18 protein-coding genes are annotated in these 17,389 nt (G+C 69.0%); 6 read left to right on the top strand and 12 right to left on the bottom strand.

From position 1 onward, the window contains the following. Nucleotides 1–24: 24 nt before the first annotated feature. From ACXVUM_RS14535 to ACXVUM_RS14555, 5 genes are all read right to left on the bottom strand, one after another. Complete coding sequence (locus ACXVUM_RS14535) at nt 25–549, bottom strand: DUF4395 domain-containing protein (protein WP_458522882.1); 525 nt, start codon at nt 547–549, stop codon at nt 25–27. Nucleotides 550–565: 16 nt separating this feature from the next. Next, complete coding sequence (locus tag ACXVUM_RS14540) at nt 566–2,035, bottom strand: DHA2 family efflux MFS transporter permease subunit (RefSeq protein ID WP_458522485.1); 1,470 nt, start codon at nt 2,033–2,035, stop codon at nt 566–568. Nucleotides 2,036–2,121: 86 nt separating this feature from the next. Next, nucleotides 2,122–2,427 (bottom strand): hypothetical protein, encoded by a 306-nt coding sequence (locus ACXVUM_RS14545; RefSeq protein ID WP_458522486.1) that lies wholly within the window; start codon nt 2,425–2,427, stop codon nt 2,122–2,124. Between the two features lie 28 nt (nt 2,428–2,455). After that, nucleotides 2,456–3,649, bottom strand: a complete 1,194-nt coding sequence (locus ACXVUM_RS14550) for a fatty acid desaturase family protein (protein ID WP_458522487.1) — start codon at nt 3,647–3,649, stop codon at nt 2,456–2,458. Nucleotides 3,650–3,706: 57 nt separating this feature from the next. Further along, nucleotides 3,707–4,801: a ferredoxin reductase gene (locus ACXVUM_RS14555; protein WP_458522488.1), complete on the bottom strand. Its 1,095-nt coding sequence runs from the start codon at nt 4,799–4,801 to the stop codon at nt 3,707–3,709. Between the two features lie 159 nt (nt 4,802–4,960). Here ACXVUM_RS14555 and ACXVUM_RS14560 point away from each other — a divergent pair, with 159 nt between their 5' ends. Both ACXVUM_RS14560 and ACXVUM_RS14565 read left to right on the top strand, forming a co-directional pair. Next, a complete protein-coding gene (locus ACXVUM_RS14560) occupies nt 4,961–5,668 on the top strand; it encodes a TetR family transcriptional regulator (RefSeq protein ID WP_458522489.1) in 708 nt (235 codons plus the stop codon). A gap of 66 nt (nt 5,669–5,734) precedes the next feature. After that, entirely contained in the window at nt 5,735–6,316 is a 582-nt protein-coding gene (locus tag ACXVUM_RS14565; protein WP_458522490.1) for a hypothetical protein, read from the top strand. Between the two features lie 9 nt (nt 6,317–6,325). Here ACXVUM_RS14565 and ACXVUM_RS14570 read toward each other — a convergent pair whose 3' ends face one another. Genes ACXVUM_RS14570 through ACXVUM_RS14580 form a run of 3 tightly spaced genes read right to left on the bottom strand, consistent with a single transcriptional unit; the run spans nt 6,326 to nt 9,474 of the window. Further along, nucleotides 6,326–7,042 (bottom strand): trypsin-like serine peptidase, encoded by a 717-nt coding sequence (locus ACXVUM_RS14570; RefSeq protein ID WP_458522491.1) that lies wholly within the window; start codon nt 7,040–7,042, stop codon nt 6,326–6,328. A 35-nt stretch (nt 7,043–7,077) separates the two neighbouring features. Further along, entirely contained in the window at nt 7,078–7,803 is a 726-nt protein-coding gene (locus ACXVUM_RS14575; protein WP_458522492.1) for an SIMPL domain-containing protein, read from the bottom strand. Between the two features lie 60 nt (nt 7,804–7,863). Next, on the bottom strand, nt 7,864–9,474 hold the full coding sequence (locus tag ACXVUM_RS14580) for an esterase-like activity of phytase family protein (RefSeq protein WP_458522493.1): 1,611 nt from the start codon (nt 9,472–9,474) through the stop codon (nt 7,864–7,866). A 107-nt stretch (nt 9,475–9,581) separates the two neighbouring features. Between ACXVUM_RS14580 and ACXVUM_RS14585 the strand changes: the two genes are divergently transcribed. Continuing rightward, nucleotides 9,582–10,424 carry a hypothetical protein gene (locus tag ACXVUM_RS14585; protein ID WP_458522494.1) on the top strand — a complete coding sequence of 281 codons (843 nt, stop codon included), beginning with the start codon at nt 9,582–9,584 and terminating at the stop codon, nt 10,422–10,424. 33 nt (nt 10,425–10,457) lie between these two features. Here the strand turns inward: ACXVUM_RS14585 and ACXVUM_RS14590 are convergent, their stop codons facing one another. Further along, a complete protein-coding gene (locus ACXVUM_RS14590; RefSeq protein WP_458522495.1) occupies nt 10,458–11,345 on the bottom strand; it encodes a LysR family transcriptional regulator in 888 nt (295 codons plus the stop codon). A gap of 85 nt (nt 11,346–11,430) precedes the next feature. On the opposite strand from ACXVUM_RS14590, the gene ACXVUM_RS14595 reads away from it, so the two are divergent. Next, on the top strand, nt 11,431–12,129 hold the full coding sequence (locus tag ACXVUM_RS14595) for an alpha/beta fold hydrolase (RefSeq protein ID WP_458522496.1): 699 nt from the start codon (nt 11,431–11,433) through the stop codon (nt 12,127–12,129). On the opposite strand, the gene galK is transcribed toward ACXVUM_RS14595, so the two are convergent. Genes galK through ACXVUM_RS14610 form a run of 3 tightly spaced genes read right to left on the bottom strand, consistent with a single transcriptional unit; the run spans nt 12,117 to nt 15,120 of the window. Then, on the bottom strand, nt 12,117–13,211 hold the full coding sequence (gene galK, locus ACXVUM_RS14600; RefSeq protein WP_458522497.1) for a galactokinase: 1,095 nt from the start codon (nt 13,209–13,211) through the stop codon (nt 12,117–12,119). The two genes, ACXVUM_RS14595 and galK, sit on opposite strands and share 13 nt — an antisense overlap. Continuing rightward, nucleotides 13,208–14,335, bottom strand: coding sequence for a galactose-1-phosphate uridylyltransferase (gene galT / locus ACXVUM_RS14605; protein ID WP_458522498.1), 1,128 nt, complete (start codon nt 14,333–14,335; stop codon nt 13,208–13,210). The genes galK and galT overlap by 4 nt, the downstream gene beginning before the upstream one ends. Continuing rightward, entirely contained in the window at nt 14,332–15,120 is a 789-nt protein-coding gene (locus tag ACXVUM_RS14610) for a DeoR/GlpR family DNA-binding transcription regulator (RefSeq protein WP_458522499.1), read from the bottom strand. The genes galT and ACXVUM_RS14610 overlap by 4 nt, the downstream gene beginning before the upstream one ends. A gap of 142 nt (nt 15,121–15,262) precedes the next feature. Here ACXVUM_RS14610 and ACXVUM_RS14615 point away from each other — a divergent pair, with 142 nt between their 5' ends. Together ACXVUM_RS14615 and ACXVUM_RS14620 are read left to right on the top strand one after the other, a co-directional pair. Continuing rightward, nucleotides 15,263–16,966, top strand: coding sequence for a sodium:solute symporter family protein (locus ACXVUM_RS14615; protein ID WP_458522500.1), 1,704 nt, complete (start codon nt 15,263–15,265; stop codon nt 16,964–16,966). 17 nt (nt 16,967–16,983) lie between these two features. Next, nucleotides 16,984–17,319, top strand: coding sequence for a hypothetical protein (locus tag ACXVUM_RS14620; RefSeq protein WP_458522501.1), 336 nt, complete (start codon nt 16,984–16,986; stop codon nt 17,317–17,319). Nucleotides 17,320–17,389: the final 70 nt, after the last annotated feature.

Genomic DNA, 17,389 nt, shown 5'->3' on the forward strand with positions numbered 1-17,389 from the left:
CCTGCGCCTGACCTCCTGGGGCCCTCAGGCGGGCTGGCGCAGCGAGATGTTGTTGCAGGCCTCGCACACGCTCTCGGGGATGATGCCCTTCCGCTGGAGGATCCCGAAGGCGATGCAGCCGAGGCAGATCCCGAACGCGGATTCGAGCAGCGCGGCGACCACGACGAGCCCGACGGTGATCTGGGCGGCGGCGCCGAGACCCGCGAGGCTGAACACGAAGGCCAGACCGGTGATGGTGAGGCCGATCGCCTGCGCGAACCGCTTCGGCGGGCCGGGGACGAGCCTGGTCTTGTTCAACGCCGGCACGATGACCCGGACCGAGAGCTGGCCGAACGGTGACAGCGTCGGACCCGAGATGACGCGGAGCAAGAACCCCAGTGCGAGGATCCCGTACACCACCGGGGAGTCGACGACGATGGCGATCACCGCCAGCACGACCACCAGAGCTGCGGTGGAGCGGGCTGCGTACTCGTTGACCGGGTTGGGGAAGCGCAGGGATTCGGGAAGCACCCGACCAGGGTAGACATCGCAGATCGGGGCGCCCACCATTCGCGTCACGCTGGTTCTATGTCGCGACGACGACACCGTCGGCATCGGGTTCGGTGTCGGCGCCCTCGGTCTGTGCCGCGAGGTGTGCCCGCACCGACGAGATCGACGGGAGCAGGATCGAGGCCACGGCCACCAGGGCATAACCGATGACGGGGACCGCAGCCGCGAGGACCAGTGCGTGCAGCAGGTCGTCGGGGGTGTAGCGACCGACGTTGTCGAAGAACACGACACCGACCACCGCCACGCCGACGGCACCGCCGACCTGCTGGAACGTGTTGAGGACGCCGGACGCGGCGCCCGAGTCCCGTCCGGCGACGGTGGCGAGGGCGATGTCGAGCAGTGGTACGAGCGTCAGTGCGAGCCCCACACCGGCGATCGCCATCGGGATGACGGTGTCCCACCCCGAGTAGCCACCGCCCTCGTGGTGGAACACCCAGATGGCCCCGGCGGTCCCACCGGAGATGAACACACCCCCGACCATCGGGAGCACACGACCGACCCTCGACACCAACGCGGCGGCGATGCCGGCGGCGAGGACGGCACCGACGCTGAACGGCAGCGTCAGCACCCCGGATCCGATGGCGGAGAAGCCGAGTCCGGTCTGGACGTACAGCGCGAGGATGAGGAAGAACGAGTTGATCGACCCGGCGAACAGGAACTGGATGGCGACGCCGCCGACGAACCCGCGGTCGGCGAACAGTCGCATCGGCATCATCGCGGAGTCGGCGCCGTGCCGCCGTTCGTAGAGGACGAACAGGGCGAGGACGACGGGCGAGGCGGCCATGAGGACGAACGCCCACACGGGCCAGCCGAGCTGACGACCCTCGATGAGCGGGTACACCAGCAGCAGGATGCCGCCGACCGCGAGCACCACGCCGATCGGGTCGATGGGGGAGGGCCGGTCGACGGTGGTGTTGGGCACGACGATCAGGGCGGCGATCACGATGACGACGCCGATGGGGACGTTGATGTAGAAGATCGAGCGCCATTCCCCGCCCAGCGGGTCGGAGGTGACGAGCCAGCCGCCGAGGACCGGACCGATCACGGCGGCCATCGCGGTCACCACACCGATGGCGCCGAAGACCGGTGCGCGCTCCGAGGGCGCGAAGAGCGCCTGCACGCTGGCGAGCACCTGCGGGACCATGAGCCCGGCGAAGAGCCCCTGCACGACGCGGGACGCGACGAGTACGTCGCCGTTCTGGGCGAGCGACGCCAGCAGTGACGCGAGGGTGAACCCCACGATCCCGGCGATGAAGACGCGTTGGCGCCCGTACCGGTCACCGAGGCGACCGGCGGTGATGAGCACCGACGCGAACGCGAGGATGTACCCGCCGACGACCCACTCCAGTTGGGAGGGTGAGGCGTTCAGGTCACCGCGGATCGCGGGGAGCGCGACGTTGACGATGGTGACGTCCATGAGGTCCATGAACATGGCGAAGGTCAGGATGATCATCGCCGGCACGCGGAGCCGGTGGGCCGTTGTCATGGACGGAGCGTAGTCGGGCGAGCGCGGACGGACGAGACGACGACGGCGGCCCGCACGTGGTGTGGGCCGCCGTCGGTCTCGATCGGTCAGACGCGGTGGTCGTCGATGTCGCCCTCGCGCGTCGGATCGACGTCGAGGTCTGCCAGGTCCTCGAGATCCTGGTCCGCAGCGGACCGTGCCGTGGGGAGCGCGGCCACGTCGTCGACATCGTCGAGCTGTGCGCGTTTGGCCGCGTCACGCATCTCGAGACCGTCGGTCACGAGATCGCCGATCTCGCGGGTGATGTCGGCGACTGCCCCGGTGATGATCGTGGCGATCCGACCCACGTGGGTGGCGGTGGACTCGACTGCTTCCTGCAGCAGGTCCTTGTTGCGTTCGAACCGCCCGACCATGTGACCTCCCGGGATGTGCGACGCGACGTCAGGACGCCTGCGCGGCGTCCTTCTGGCGCTCGACCTTAACACTGAACTCGACGTCGTCCGAGGTCCACGAGTTCGGCAGCGACAGCTTCGCGATCTTCTTCCACGTCGAGGCGATCTGATGCGTGAAACCGCCCGTGTTGTAGGGCAATCCGTACTTCTCGCAGATGGCGCGCACCTCCGGCGCGATCTCCGGGTACCGGTTGGCCGGGATGTCGGGGAACAGGTGGTGCTCGATCTGATGCGAGAGGTTCCCGCTCATGATGTGGAACAGCGGGCTGCCCTCGATGTTGGCCGAGCCGAGCATCTGTCGCAGGTACCACTGGCCCTTCGTCTCGTTCTCGCACTCCTCCGGGGTGAACGTCTGCACACCCGACGGGAAGTGGCCGCAGAAGATGATCGAGAACGTCCACAGGTTGCGCACGAGGTTGGCGCTGACGTTGCCCGCCAGCGTCAGCGGGAACAGCGGCCCGGTGAGGGCAGGGAAGACGATGTAGTCCTTGAGGACCTGCTTGCTCGCCTTGCGCCACATGCCCTTCACGAGGCCCTTGACGTCGCTCCACTTCCGCTTGCCGGCGACGATGTTCTCGGTTTCGAGGTCGTGCAGCATGACGCCCCACTCGAACAGCACCATCAGCGCCGAGGCGTAGACGAGGTTGCCGAGGTAGTACGGGTTCCACTGTTGGTCACGGTCCATGCGCAGGATGCCGTAACCGATGTCGCGGTCCTCGCCGACGATGTTTGTGAAGGTGTGGTGCATGTAGTTGTGGCTGTGGCGCCACTGGTCGGCCGGGCACACGGTGTCCCACTCGAACTCCCGCGAGTTCAGCGACGGCTCGCGCATCCAGTCGTACTGGCCGTGCATGACGTTGTGGCCGATCTCCATGTTGTCGAGGATCTTCGACACGCTGAGTGCCGCGACACCGGCGATCCACGCCGGCGGGAACCAGCCGAAGAAGAACATCCCGCGGCCGGTGACCTCGAGGGTCCGCTGCGCCTTGATGATCTTGTAGATGTAGTCGCGGTCGGACTGGCCGAGGTCGCCGACGACCCGGGCGCGCAGGGCGTCGAGGTCGCGGCCGAGTTCCTCGACCTGTTCGTAGGACAGGGTGAGCTGCGTGGGGTCCGTCGCCGCCGACGTCGTGGTGTCGGTGTCGTCGGTCTCGACCGTGGTCGGGAGCGTCATGATGGTCATCGAATCCTCCTGGGGTTCGCCGTTCGATGGATCCTGGTCGGTGCGGTGGCGTGCGGGTCAGATCTCGATCTCGACGTCGCCGACGGGCGCCGAGATGCACAGCTGGATGTGCTTGTCGGTGTCGGTGTCCAGCTCGCCGGAGAGCACGTTGCGGGTGCAGCCCGACTTCTTCGGGGCGGTGCAGGAGAAGCAGATGCCCATGCGACACCCGAACTCCGGGGTGAGCCCGGCCGCCTCCGCCTGCTCGAGCAGGGTGCGACCGTCGTTCTCGGCCTGCGCGCCGGACCGGCTGAAGCGGATCTCGCCGGTCACCGGTTCGTCGGGGTCGGGGACGAACGCGTCCGGGGCGGTGAACGCCTCGCTGTGGACCAGCTCGAGCGCACCGCGCGCGGAGTAGAACTCGCGGACGTCGTCCATGAGCCCGGCCGGGCCGCAGACGAACACGGGGGCGTCGTCGGTGAAGGCGGACGACGTGACGAGATGGTCGGCGACGAAATGGCCGCTGTGCGCAGCGGTCTCGTCCACGCGGGTGTGGACGACCCGCACGTCGACGGTGTCGTGGCGATCGGCGAGTTCTCGGAGCTCGTCGGCGTAGGCGACGTCGTCGGGCCCGGCCGCGTAGTGCACGAAGAGGATCGGCGCGCGGTACCCCTGCGCCAGCAGGGTGCGGGCCATCGAGAGAACAGGTGTCACCCCACTGCCGCCGCTGACGAAGGTGACCGCGTGCGGACGATCCTCGGGCAGGACGAACTCGCCCTGTGCGGGGGTCAGGCCGACGACGTCGCCGACCGCCGCGGTGTCGTAGAGGTGGCGCGAGACGTGGCCGCCGTCGTGGGCGGTGACGGTCAGCTCGATGGTGCCGTCGGGGCCGCTCTCGGCGTTCGCGGGCGAGAAGCAACGCGTCTGCCGGACGCCGTCGATCACCACGCTGAGCTGCACGTACTGGCCCGCCTTGTGTCCCTTCCACTGGCGTGTGGGTGCCAGGGTCAGACGAACCGCACGCGGGGTGGGACGCGAGACCTCGACGACACGCGCGCGGATCTCGTCCCAGGTGACCATGGGGTCCACCAGCTCGAGGTAGCGGTCGACGGGGTGCGGCGCCAGCGCGGCCTCGATGACCGATCCGACGAACGTGGGCAAGCGGTCGAACATCGTCGCCTCCTGGGGTCGGCGGTGTGGGGCGGGCGGGTTCCCGCGGGCATTTCAGTGAACAGGTGTGCACTGACAGTGTGCCACCGTCGCGCGGTACGCGGTCAAGGGCAGAGCCGTGTAACCGCTGTCACAACAGGTCAGATGCCTAGACTCGGCACCGTGCCGCGGCCCAGGGATCACGCCTCCGCGCGCCCGCACGGTCGAGCGCGCGACTCCGTGGGCTCGGCGCGTCCGGCCGTGGATGCCTCGGAGAGCCGTTCGGCACGCAAGAGCCGCACCCGACAGGCGCTTCTCGACGAGACGCTGGCGCTCGTCGCCGAGCGCAGTTTCTCGAGTCTGAGCCTGCGGGAGGTGGCCAAGGCCGCCGGCATCGTCCCGACCGCCTTCTACCGTCACTTCGCGTCGATGGACGATCTCGGCGTCACCCTCGTCGAGGACGCGATGCGGGTGCTGCGGCGGATGCTGCGTGACGGCCGTCGGGATCTCGCGGCTCGGGCGGCCGTCCCGACAGCCGCCAGCTCATTGGACATCCTCGTCCGTCAGGTACGGACCAACGAGGCCCAGTTCCGGTTCCTCGTGCGCGAGCAGCACGGCGGTGTCAGCGAGATCCGGCGCGCGATCGACACCGAGCTGCAGTTGTTCGTCAAGGAACTGGCCATCGACCTCTCACGCATCCCCGAGATGGCGCGTTGGAACGCCGATGACCTCGAGCTCGCCGCCGAACTCATCGTCACCGTCATGCTGCAGGCGGTGGCGAGTCTGCTCGAGTCCCGCGGTGCCGACGACGACGAGGAACTCATCGCCCGGACCCAGCGCAAACTCGTGATGGTGATCCTGGGGATGAACTCCTGGCGCACTGCGCCGTAGATGTCGAGGCAGCGCACCGCGCCGTAGCCGAGTCACCCGGCCCGGGTGTCCGTAGGATCAGCCGGTATGACCGAGCCGCCGCGCCCTGTCCGCCCCGCGGGCCCGACGCGGGTGGCCGTCATCGTGCTCATCGTCGGTGTCGTCGTGTTCCTGCTCGCGGCCGGTGCCATCGTCGGCTACACGGTCCTCGGACGCGGTGGATCGGGCGGGGCATTCGACACCGTCATCGCCTCGACGTCCCCCTCGACGGTCACGGTCACCCCCGGCCCGGCTCCGTCGACCGCATCAGGACCCTCGACGTCGGGACCCTCGACATCGGGACCGTCGTCGTCCACATCGTCGTCGACGCGTCCGTCACAGGCGCCCGCGACCGTCGCCGGCGCACCCCGGGGCTCCCGACCGTGCCCGGTCCTGTTCCCTCCCTACGACCTGTACCGCGCCTCGTCGGTCGGGTCGTCGGTGACGACGTGTGGTTTCGCCGAACGGGTCCGGCGTGCCTACGCCGAGAGCGGGCGCCCCGGTCAGCTCCCGCGTCCGGTGACCGCGACCAGCCCCGAGACCGGCGAGCGGATCACGATGCGGTGCGCCGCCCGGGCCGCCATCGTGACGTGCACCGGGGGAGACGACGCGGTGGTCTACATCTACTGACCCCGAGGGTCAGCAGTCGTCGGGAGACGTGTCGGGTGGTGTGTCGCCGGGGCCGCCGCGGTCGGCGCGGGCGATCAGCACGGCCAGTCGTGGCAGCAGCGGGGGCGAATGCGAGATGAAGCTGACACACCCGCCCTGGCGGAACCCGCCGACGATCCCGACCATCGACCGGCCCCGCAGCCAGGGGGAGCCGCTGGTGCCGTCGACCAGGCCACGGCAGCGGATGGTCGGGATGCCCTCGATCGTGGCGGTCCGCGCACGGCACCCGACCGGTGCGTCGCCCTCACCCGCCCCGTACCCGACGACGCGGATGCGCATCCCTGCGCGATACGCCGCCAGCGACCACCCGCGGCCGGTGACCGCCTCGAGTGAGCGCCCGTGGCGGGGTTCGACGCGCAGCACCGCGAAGTCGAGGACGTCGGGTTCGGCAGCGACGTCGGGATCGAGGTAGACCGCGTCGACCCGCCAGGTGCCGAACGGTGTCCGGCCACGGTCGTAACCCGGCGCGACGGTGATCGCGCCGTGCACGCCGGTCAGGCAGTGCGCCGCGGTGACCATCAGGTCGCCGTGCGTCGAGTGCACGACAGACGCCGTGCAGGTGTGGCGACTGTCGCCGTCGATGAACACCGGACCGATGCGCCGGTTGGCCTGGACGTCCTCGGCGTCGGAGTCCACCGCGCCCCCGATGCACAGCACCAGTGCCACCAGCAGCACGACGAGCACCACCCGCCGAGCACGCGGCGTGTGGCGACCGTGGGCGCCTACCGCAGCCCCCACTTGACGGTGACCGACACGGTCACGCTCTGCTGCCCCGGCTCGATCGGGACGGTCGACGCCTGCGCGGAACTGTCGGCGGACAGCGGTTGTCGCTGTCCGGTCACGTTCTCCTGCACCGACAGGACCCGCGACAGCGAGGTGCCCGAGAGCTTCGCGTACTGCTCCGCGCGGGTCTTGGCGTCGTCGAACGCGCGCTGTCGTGCGTCACCGAGCAGACGGGAGTCGTCGTCGATGCGGAACGCCACACCGGACAGTCGCGCATCGTTGCCACCTGCGTCCACGGCCGCGCCGAGAACCGTCGACGCGCGGGACAGGTCGCGCACGGTGATCCGCACGGTGTTGGTGGCCTCGTACCCCGTCACCGACGGGCCCACTCCGGGTGCCGAGCCCGCGTACTGCGGCTGCAGCGACACCTGTTCGGTCTGCACGTCCTTGCGGTCGACGCCGGCCTTCTCGACCGCGGCGGTGACGGCCTGGACCCTGCTGCCGGCCTGGGCGATCGCGCTCGACACGTCGTCGGCCCGTGTCGTGACGCCCACGGTCGCGGTGAGGGTGTCGGGCGTGCCCTGCACCTCGCCGGTGCCGGTCACGGTCACCGCGGGCGGGTCCGACGTCGGGGACGGGCTGTCGGAACCGCAGGCGGCCACCCCGCCCACCAGCACCGCACAGGCTGCAGCGACGGACACGGGGACCCATCGGGAGCGCGTCATCGCATCAGTCTGGCATCCGACGGCGTGTGGACGCTGCCGACCGCGGACGACGCCGCCTGGTCAGCGCACGGACACCGAGATGTCGGTCTCGGCGGTCGGCACGGTGTCCCGGCCGGTCCCGGAGAGCTGCGTCGTGTCGAGGACGAGCACCTCGCCGGAGTCCTGCAGGCCGTTCGCGAGGACCTTCGGCCTGAGCGTGAACCGCGGCGTCGTCGACGCGAGCCCGGCCAGGCCGAAGTCGCTGTCGTTCGAGATCGCCAGTCGCGTCCCCCCGTCGAGGGCGGCGACACCCTCGACCTTGTCGTGGCCGAAGAATCCGCCGCTCGGGTCGAGGCGTGTGACGAGCCCGCCGAGGTCGACGTCGAGGGTCTTGCTCGCCGGGGTGATCCCCATCGACCGCAGGTGCGCGACGGCGGCGGTGTCGGTGGTGACACCGACCACGGTCTCGATCGGGCGTCCCCCGACGAGCAGGCCGCCCGCGCCGGCGTCGTAGCGCGCCCCGGCGACGCGCGAACGGGGGCCGACGTCGGTCGCGGCGGAGATGTCGGCGATCCAGAGCTTCTTGTTCGCGCCGGGTTCGAGTTTCCCGTCACGCTCGTCCACCAGGAACCGGGTGCCGCTCAGCGCGGTGATCTCCGAGACCGCGACCTTCGTCTTCTGCGGGTTCGCCAGGGGGTAGAGGTATTCCGAGACCGCGCGCGTCCGGAGGTCGACGGTCACGATGCGTGTCACCGGAACCGATTTCGCGGAGCCGGACAACCCGGGTGTCCTCAGTGCCGACTGCATGATGCCGACCAGCGTGGTGCCGTCCGGGGTGATCGTGAGGCCTTCCATCCCCTGATTGGGTGTGCGCAGCGACAACTCGCGGGGCAGCGATCCGTCGAACGGGGAGAGACGGGCCGACTCCCTGCCGGACGAGTCGAGGTGGACGATGAACGGTCCGTACTCGTCGGAGACCCAGAAGGTCCCGTCGGGCAGGGCCACGAGACCTTCGGTGTCCAGTCCGTGGTCCGACGTCGGCAGCGCTGTCCCCGACAGGTCCACCAGGGTCTCGCCGGTGGACGCCCGGGGGTCGACCCGACCGTTGAGCGGCCTGCCGTCCGGCCCTGTCAGCGTGATGGTCGAGACGAGCTCGGCCCGGCCGTCGACGAGGCGGAAACGACCGATCGCCGGATGGAAGTCGGGAAGCGGCAGCACCTTCTCGGTGTCGGTGCGTCCGTCGACGTTCGGCCCGCGATCGGTGAGACCGTAGAACTCGTCGGTGGTACCGGGAACCGGGGTGAACGCCGAGCCGTAGCCGCTGCCGCCGATCGGGACGCCGCCGACGGTGGCCAGGGGGCCGATGTCCGACGGGTACAGCGAGACCGCCGCCGACGTGGTGGCGACGATCCTGTCGGTGCCGGTGTACCCGTCGGTGGGGATGTAGGTGATCCCGCCGTCCGATGCCGGTCGGATGGTCCCGTGAGCGGGTGCGGCGTACCGCACGGGAGTGGCGCCCCCGGTCGCCCGCAGGATCTGCTCGTAGCTGAACGTCGTGGGGCGTCCTGCGTCCGCGGCCAGGGTGTCGTCGGCGGCGGACGACCCCGACGAGCATGCGCTCGTCGCGACCAGGCAGGCGGTGCCGGCGACCATCAATGCCCTGCGGAGCAGGGGTTCTCGCGTGATGTGCATCGCGCAGACCTACCAAGGTGGGGCTGCCACGCGGTGACGGCACGGTGAACGGGCGGTGGGATGGCGTGGCCCCCGCAGTTCATGAGCGCGGCGCACGATCTCCGGTCATGACCCGTCGTCTCCGCGCACTGGTGATCGCTTCGTCCCTGACCGTCTCGCTGGGTGCCGCTGCCGCAACCGCTCACGCCGACACGAATGCCGTTCCGGACTACGAGGTGAAGCTGGACCTCCTCGCCTCGGCGATCGACGGATCGGGTGTCCCGACCGCGGCGGTCCGGTCGGCGTTCGGCCTCTCGACATCCGCCTCGACACGCTCCTACGAGTACTTCGACACCGACTCGCGGGCCCTGGCCGGGCAGGGGTGGAGCGTGCGGCTGCGCCACAAGAGCGGCAAGGACCTGGAGGTGAACTACAAGAAGCGCTTCGACGTGACGAACGGCAACGTGGACGCCGCGCTCACCACGGCCGATGCGGCAGGGTTCGATTCCTCCGACACCAACTACGACGCCCAGGTCGACTGGGGGTACGGCCGGCAGGAGCTCAGCTTCAGCAACGACAAGACATCGAGCGCGTCGGCGTGTCCCGGCACCACGCTCCCGGGTGAATCCACCGCGCGATCACTGCTGGTGTCGAAGATCCCGGGCAAACTCGACGACTGGACGGCGAAGCACTGGGGGACCGACCGGCTCTCGGGCTCATCGGCGCACGGACCGGTGACCACCACGGTCTACCGCGGATCCTGGCAGGGCACCGAGCCGAGCATCGAGGTGGTGACGGTGCCCGCGGCATCGGGATCGGGAACACAGACGGTGATCGAGCTCTCGTTCACCGTCGACACCCGGTCGGAGGCGTCGAACCTACGATCGCAGGCGATCTCGATCGCCGACGGCAAGGGATGGCTCTACCACGGGGACATCCTCAAGACCGGACTCGTCCTCGACCGGCTCTGACGCCGTTGGCATCTGCCTGGCGCAGTCGTCGGCTCAGTGCCACCGACCCGTGTCGGGCCGACGAGCGCTGTGCAGGAAGGCCCCGGTGGCGGGGTCGACACGGCCGTCGCCCCGCCACGCCCACACGAGGCGGGCCCGGATCTGCGGATGCAGTTCGACGGACGCGACGTCCGGCCGAGACCGGGCCAGGGATTCCGGGATGATCGCGACTCCGAGATCGCGGGCGGCGAGATCGGCCAGTGCGGATGGTGTGCCGGCCTCGAAGGCGATGCGTACCGACACCCCGGTAGCTGCGCAGGCCCTGTCGAACTGCCGACGCAGACCTGTTCCGCCCGGTAGGGCGATCAACGGGAGCCCCACGAGCTCGTCGAGTCCCACCGATTCGTTCGCCGCGAGGGGATGGCCGGTCGACACCGCCGCGACGATCGCCTGATCGGTGATGGTCTCGACGGCGAGGGACGCGGGTGTGTCGTCGACCGCGATCGACGCGATCGCCACGTCGATCCGGCCGTCACGTAGCCGTGCGATCAACGCGTCGGAATCGTCGGTGTCCAGGGAGATGTCGACGGCGGGGTGCTGATCGTGGAAGTCCGCGAGGAGCGACGCGAGATCGACGTCGTGCGAGGCGACGGTCCCGATGCGGAGGGTTCCGCGGATCACGGCTCCGACCTCGTCGACGGCGGCGGCGACGTCGGCGACGGACGCCAGGGCTGCACGTGCATGAGGTAGTGCTGCCTGCCCGGCGTCGGTGAGTCGGACGACGCGCCGACTCCGGTCGAAGAGAGGGCGGCCGAGCTCGCGTTCCAGGCGCGCGATCTGGGCACTGACGGCCGGTTGCGCGACACGACAGCGGTCCGCGGCGCGGGTGAAGTTCGATTCCTCCGCCACGGCCACCAGGTATTCGAGCTGACGTAGTTCCATAGCGAGAGGTTATTCTTTGTAGAGCAGCAATGTATTGGACTTATGGTTTCCCGACGGCCAGCGTGGAGGGTGGAAGGGAGAGACCATGACCCAGCAACCCACCTACGTCCTCATCCCCGGCGCCTGCCATGGCGCATGGTGCTTCGACGAACTCGCCGCGACACTGCGCGCGGCCGGACACCGCGTCCTCGCCTACACGTTGACCGGGGTGTCCGAGAGGGCCCACCTCGCCGATCGTGGCGTGAACCTCGAGACCCACATCGACGATGTGGTCGCGGCGCTCGCCGTCGACGCTGCCGACGATCCGCTGGTGCTCGTCGGGCACAGCTACGGCGGCATGGTGATCACCGGAGTCGTCGACCGACTGGGGGCTCCCGAGCGGGTGGTGGCCGCGGTGTACCTCGACGCGTTCGTGCCCCGCGACGGCGAATCGTGCTGGATGCTCACCAACGATGAACAGCGACAGTGGTATTCCGAGGTGGACGCGTCGGGTTTCGGTGTTCCGGCCATGCCGTTCTTCGATGCCCGGGCGTCGGCCCACCCGCTGGCGTCGCTGATGCAGCGCATCACCCTGCGTGCGGATCTCTCGGCGATCGGCGAGCGGATCTACGTCTTTGCGGCCGGATGGGAGGGTTCACCGTTCGCACCGACCCATCGCCGACTGGCCGATGACACGGAATGGACGACACATGCGTTGGCGGGCGGCCACAACCTGATGCGCGACTGCCCCGACGACCTGCTCGACATCATCGGCGCCGCGGGCCGCGGCGATCAGCGCACCTGATCGACCGAGGCGCCGCGGCCGGCGCGCGCGGTGAACGCGGTCGGTGTGGGCCCACCCGCGTGCTCCGCGGCCGCGACCACCGATGCGACAAGGGTGTCGACGCGGGCCGTCTCGACGAGGGCGATCACGCAGCCTCCGAAGCCGCCGCCGGTCATCCGGGCGCCGAGCGCACCGGCCGAGCGCGCGGTCGCCGCGATGAGATCAATTCCTGGCGTGGTGATCTCGAAGTCGTCGCGCATGGAGGCATGGGAAGCGTCCATCATCTCGCCGACCGCAGCGAGGTCACCGTCGCGGAGGGACTCGCACACGCGCAGGACGCGGGTGTTCTCGGTGAGCACGTGGCGCGCCCGTCGTCGGTCGACGTCGTCGCGCACCGCGGCCAGCACGTCGTCGGGGTGTCCCGGGGTCGCAGAGCGCAGATTCGGCAGACCGAGATCGGCGGCAGCTCGTTCACACGACGCCCGACGGGCGGCGTACTCGCCGCCGGCGTGTCCATGGGTGATGTGCGAATCGATCACGACGAGGGTGACGTCGGCGGTGGTCGGGTCGAACGGGACCGGTTCGACGGTCAGCGAGTCGAAGTCGATCAGCAGCGCCCGATCGACCTCGCCGTGCAGCGACGCCAGTTGGTCGAGCAGGCCGGTCGGGGCACCGACGAAGTCGTTCTCCGCGCGCTGGGCGATTCGGGCCCAGCTGAGTCGATCGGGTGTCCCGGTCACAGCGGTGAAGGCGCCGATGAGCGAACACTGCAGCGCCGCCGACGAACTGAGGCCGGCCCCCACGGGGACGTCGCTGGTGACGTGCAGTCGGCCGCCGGTCACCGGTCGGCCCTCGACCCCCAGAGACCACGCGACGCCGGCGACGTAGGCGGCCCATCCGTCGACCTCACCGGGCGCGACGCCGACCGGGATCGACAGCCGCCCGTATCCGTCGGCGTCGATGAGGAGATGACGGGATTCGTCAGGTGACCAGCGGACCTCGGTGCGTTCGGTCAGTGCGATGGGAAGTGCGAAACCGTGGTTGTAGTCGGTGTGTTCACCGAGCAGGTTCACGCGTCCTGGTGCGGACGCGACGACGGTCACGCCTCGGCCTCGGCGATGATGTCGCGCAGGCGTCGGGCGACCGATTCAGGGGTCACGTCGGTGATGAAGGCGTCCATGGCCGATTCCGACCCGGCGAGGAACTTCAGTTTGGTCGCCGAACGCCGCACCGACATCAACTCGATGTGCAGAGCACCTTCGGCGTCGATCTCACGACCCGAATACTGATGCAACGCAGCGATGTAGGGCAGGGGGGCGTCGTAGAGGCGGTCGAATCGACCGAGGACGTCGAGGTAGACGGTGGTCAGTGCGTCGAGTTCGTCGTCGGTCAGCTCGACGAGGTTCGCCACACGGCGACGCGGGTGGATGTGCACCTCGACCGGCCATCGAGCGGCGAACGGGACGAACGCCACCGCGAGCGGGTGGTCGACGACGATCCGGGATCCGAACGTCACCTCCGAGGCGACGATGTCCTCGAAGAGGTTGCGGCCGGTGCGGTCTCGGTGCTCGTCGGCGCGCGCGATCATCGACCGGGTCCGTGGGGTCAGGTAGGGGTAGGCGTAGATCTGGCCGTGCGGATGCGTCAGCGTCACGCCGATCTCCTCCCCGCGGTTCTCGAAGCAGAACACCTGCGCCACGCCGGGTAGAGCGAGCAGCGCGGCCGTGCGGGTGCGCCACGCGTCGACGACGAGGCGTGCGTGGTCGTGCGAGAGCGAGGCGAAGGACGCGGTGTGGTCGCTGGAGAAGCAGATGACCTCGCACCGGCCGTGTCCGGCTGCGCTGACAAGGTCGGCCGACGCCGTATCGGGGAGATCGAACCGCTGCCCGGGAGCCGCCCCGGACAGGCTGGGGAAGCGGTTCTCGAAGACGACGACGTCGTAGTCGGGAGCCGGGACCTCGCTGACGGTGCCGTCCGGCGACGGACACAGCGGACACTGATCGGCCGGCGGCTTGTAGGTGCGGTCCTGACGCAGGGCGGCGACGGCGATCCAGTCACCGGTCTGGCGGTCGAAGCGGATCTCCGAGTGCAGTCCGGCGCGATCGGGGAGCGGTCGCCGATCCGGGACGGGGTGCGGCGCATGCCCGTCGAGCGCGAAGAAGTCGATCGCCCGTCCGTCGGCGAGGTGCGTGGTCACGGCGGGTGAGCGCAGAGGGCGTGGGGTCACCGGACCACCTGCGCTATCCGGACGTCATGGATCCGACGACCGAGCACCGTCCGGGCGGCGTCGGACAGGCCGTCGTCGACGACGAGGGTGTCCGCACGGTCCACGTCCGCGATCACGTTGGCGCCCACCTCCCCGACCTTCGTGTGGTCCGCGACGACGACCAGTGTGCGGCAGATCTCGATGAGACGACGGTTCGTGGCGGCCTCGGCGATGTTCGGCGTGGTGAAGCCGGCGTCGATGTCGAGCCCATGCACACCGAGCAGTGTCACGTCGACCCGGAACGACGAGAGTGCGGCGTCGGCGACGGGCCCGACGAGCCCGTCCGACAGTGTGCGGGTGCCGCCGGTGAGGACGACGGTCGGTCTCGTCGGTCGCAGTGCCACATCGGGATCCGTCAGCTCGACGAAGATGGGGATCGAGTTCGTGACCACCGTCAGCGAGGGCCGGTCCCGTAGCAGACGTGCGACCTCGAGGGTGGTGGTCCCCGCGCTGATGGCGACCGTCATGCCGTCCTCGACGAGGTCGACCGCACATGTGGCGATCGCCCGCTTCTCGGCGGTCTCGCGGACGGCCTTGGCCGAGGACCGCGGCTCCTCACCTCGGCTGTGTCGGGCGACAGCACCGCCGTGGACCTTGTGCAGCGCCTCGTCGTCCTGCAGCGCCTCGAGGTCTCGGCGCACCGTCATCTCGGAGACGTTCAGGTCGTTCGCGAGGTCGGTGACGCGCGCGGTGCCGTCGCGGTCCAGGACGTCGAGGATGCGGCGACGGCGTTCTGCGGGGAGCACGGCACCTCCTCTGTCGGGGCCAACAAGTGAAACGAACAGTATCAAACAAGCTGGATGTTGAAATCTGTTCGGAAGTGTGTGAGGTTGTGTTCACTCGTGACCCGGGTCACTACGGCAGTGGCCCACCCGAAGGAGTTGTCGAATGACGCTTGCCGCGGACTCCGTGCTCCGGCTGAACGCCGGGGCCGTGGACTACGTGCTGATCGCCCTGTACTTCGTGTTCGTCCTCGGCATCGGGTATCTGGCCCGCAGCCAGATCTCGTCGAGCCTCGACTTCTTCCTGTCCGGGCGGCGCCTGCCCGCCTGGGTCACGGGCATCGCGTTCGTGTCGGCCAACCTCGGTGCTGTCGAGATCATGGGCATGTCCGCCAACGGCGCCCAGATCGGGTTGGCGACGATGCACTACTACTGGATCGGCGCGATCCCGGCGATGCTGTTCCTGGGCGTCGTGATGATGCCGTTCTACTACGGGTCGAAGGTCCGCAGCGTCCCCGAGTTCATGCGACGACGGTTCGGCACCGGAGCGCATCTCGTCAACGCGATCAGCTTCGCCGTCGCGCAGGTCCTCATCGCCGGGGTCAACCTGTACCTGCTGGCGACCATCGTCAACGTCATCCTCGGCTGGAGCCAATGGGTCTCGTTGATCGTCGCCGCGGTCATCGTCCTCACCTACACCGCGCTCGGTGGTCTCTCGGCGGCCATCTACAACGAGGTGCTGCAGTTCTTCGTCATCCTCGCCGCTCTCGTCCCGCTCACCGTCTTCGGCCTCATCAAGGTCGGCGGCTGGAACGGCCTGAAGGAGAAGATCGTCGCCACCACGAGCGACAACAAGGTCACCGCGACCATCCACGACCAGGTGACCTCGTGGCCCGGGAATGCGTTGAGCGGTTTCGACAGTCCCGTGTGGTCGGTGATCGGCATCGTGTTCGGTCTGGGTTTCGTGCTGTCGTTCGGCTATTGGACGACGAACTTCGTCGAGGTGCAGCGCGCGATGGCGTCGAACTCGATGAACGCCTCCCGGCGTGCACCCATCATCGGCGCGATCCCGAAGATGTTCATCCCGTTCGTGGTCGTCATCCCCGGGATGATCTGCGCCGCGGTCATCGGCGACATGATCTCGCTCAAGACCGGACCCAACGCTGCCGACGTCACCTACAACGACGCGATGCTGCTGATGATCCGCGACATCCTGCCCAACGGGCTCCTCGGGGTCGCGGTCGCCGGCCTGCTCGCGTCGTTCATGGCCGGTATGGCGGCGAACATCTCGGCGTTCAACACCGTGTTCAGCTACGACATCTGGCAGCAGTACATCGTCAAGGACAAGCCGGACGGCTACTACATCGGCGTGGGCCGCGTCGCGACCGTCGCCGCCACCGTGCTCGCCATCTTCACCGCGCTCATCGCGTCGGGGTACTCGAACCTCATGGACTACCTGCAGACGCTGTTCGGGTTCTTCAACGCGCCACTGTTCGCGACGTTCCTGCTCGGCATGTTCTGGAAGCGGATGACCGCGACCGCCGGGTGGACCGGGCTGGTGGCCGGGACCCTCTCCGCCGTCGTGGTGTTCATCCTCTCCGAGGTCGGGGTGATCAACCTGCCCGGTCAGGGCATGCCGTTCGTCGCGGCGTCCGCGGCCTTCGTGGTCGACATCCTCGTCAGTGTGGTGGTGACGATGGTGACGGCGCCGAAGCCGGCGAAGGAACTCGTCGGGTTGGTGTACTCGGAGACCCCGAAGTCACACTTCACCGACCCCGCCGACGCCGGCGCCTCCTGGTACGCAAGGCCCGTCCCGCTCGCCGGGATGGCCCTGGTACTGGTCATCGCCCTCAACATCGTCTTCCACTGAGTCGCAGGAGTTCTCGCATGATCACCGAGCAACCGCATCCGACCCTCGGGCGGCGCGCCCAGATCCTCGCCCGCCTGTTCGACATCCGCATCATCGTCGCGGCCCTCATCGGCATCTACGGCATCGTCCTGATCGTCGGGGGTGCGGCGCCGGGTGTCCTCGGCATCGAGTCCCACACGCCGTCCGACGCCAACCGCGTCGACCTCGAGGCGGGCACGACAGCCAACCTCTGGGTCGGCCTGATCCTCGCCGCCGTGGCCGCGGTATTCGTGGCGTGGGCCCTGCTGCGCCCGTTGCCCGTTCGTGATTCGGACGCCTCGGGCTCCGACGGGGACGAGGTCGACGCGCCCTGACCGACAAGGCCGCTGAGCCGGTGCGCCGAGCGTGCCACAGCTGCTCGCCGACTGGGCCACAACTGCTCGC

It is taken from the genome of Williamsia sp. SKLECPSW1, from assembly GCF_054332755.1.

What these genes read in the sequence shown, in the direction of transcription:
- ACXVUM_RS14590 (WP_458522495.1), bottom strand. Translation starts at nt 11,345, where the DNA reads ATGGAACTACGTCAGCTCGAATACCTGGTGGCCGTGGCGGAGGAATCG.
- ACXVUM_RS14615 (WP_458522500.1), top strand. Translation starts at nt 15,263, where the DNA reads ATGACGCTTGCCGCGGACTCCGTGCTCCGGCTGAACGCCGGGGCCGTG.
- ACXVUM_RS14555 (WP_458522488.1), bottom strand. Translation starts at nt 4,801, where the DNA reads ATGTTCGACCGCTTGCCCACGTTCGTCGGATCGGTCATCGAGGCCGCG.
- ACXVUM_RS14620 (WP_458522501.1), top strand. Translation starts at nt 16,984, where the DNA reads ATGATCACCGAGCAACCGCATCCGACCCTCGGGCGGCGCGCCCAGATC.
- ACXVUM_RS14580 (WP_458522493.1), bottom strand. Translation starts at nt 9,474, where the DNA reads ATGCACATCACGCGAGAACCCCTGCTCCGCAGGGCATTGATGGTCGCC.
- ACXVUM_RS14585 (WP_458522494.1), top strand. Translation starts at nt 9,582, where the DNA reads ATGACCCGTCGTCTCCGCGCACTGGTGATCGCTTCGTCCCTGACCGTC.
- ACXVUM_RS14565 (WP_458522490.1), top strand. Translation starts at nt 5,735, where the DNA reads ATGACCGAGCCGCCGCGCCCTGTCCGCCCCGCGGGCCCGACGCGGGTG.
- ACXVUM_RS14545 (WP_458522486.1), bottom strand. Translation starts at nt 2,427, where the DNA reads ATGGTCGGGCGGTTCGAACGCAACAAGGACCTGCTGCAGGAAGCAGTC.
- ACXVUM_RS14535 (WP_458522882.1), bottom strand. Translation starts at nt 549, where the DNA reads ATGGTGGGCGCCCCGATCTGCGATGTCTACCCTGGTCGGGTGCTTCCC.
- ACXVUM_RS14550 (WP_458522487.1), bottom strand. Translation starts at nt 3,649, where the DNA reads ATGACCATCATGACGCTCCCGACCACGGTCGAGACCGACGACACCGAC.
- ACXVUM_RS14595 (WP_458522496.1), top strand. Translation starts at nt 11,431, where the DNA reads ATGACCCAGCAACCCACCTACGTCCTCATCCCCGGCGCCTGCCATGGC.
- ACXVUM_RS14575 (WP_458522492.1), bottom strand. Translation starts at nt 7,803, where the DNA reads ATGACGCGCTCCCGATGGGTCCCCGTGTCCGTCGCTGCAGCCTGTGCG.
- ACXVUM_RS14540 (WP_458522485.1), bottom strand. Translation starts at nt 2,035, where the DNA reads ATGACAACGGCCCACCGGCTCCGCGTGCCGGCGATGATCATCCTGACC.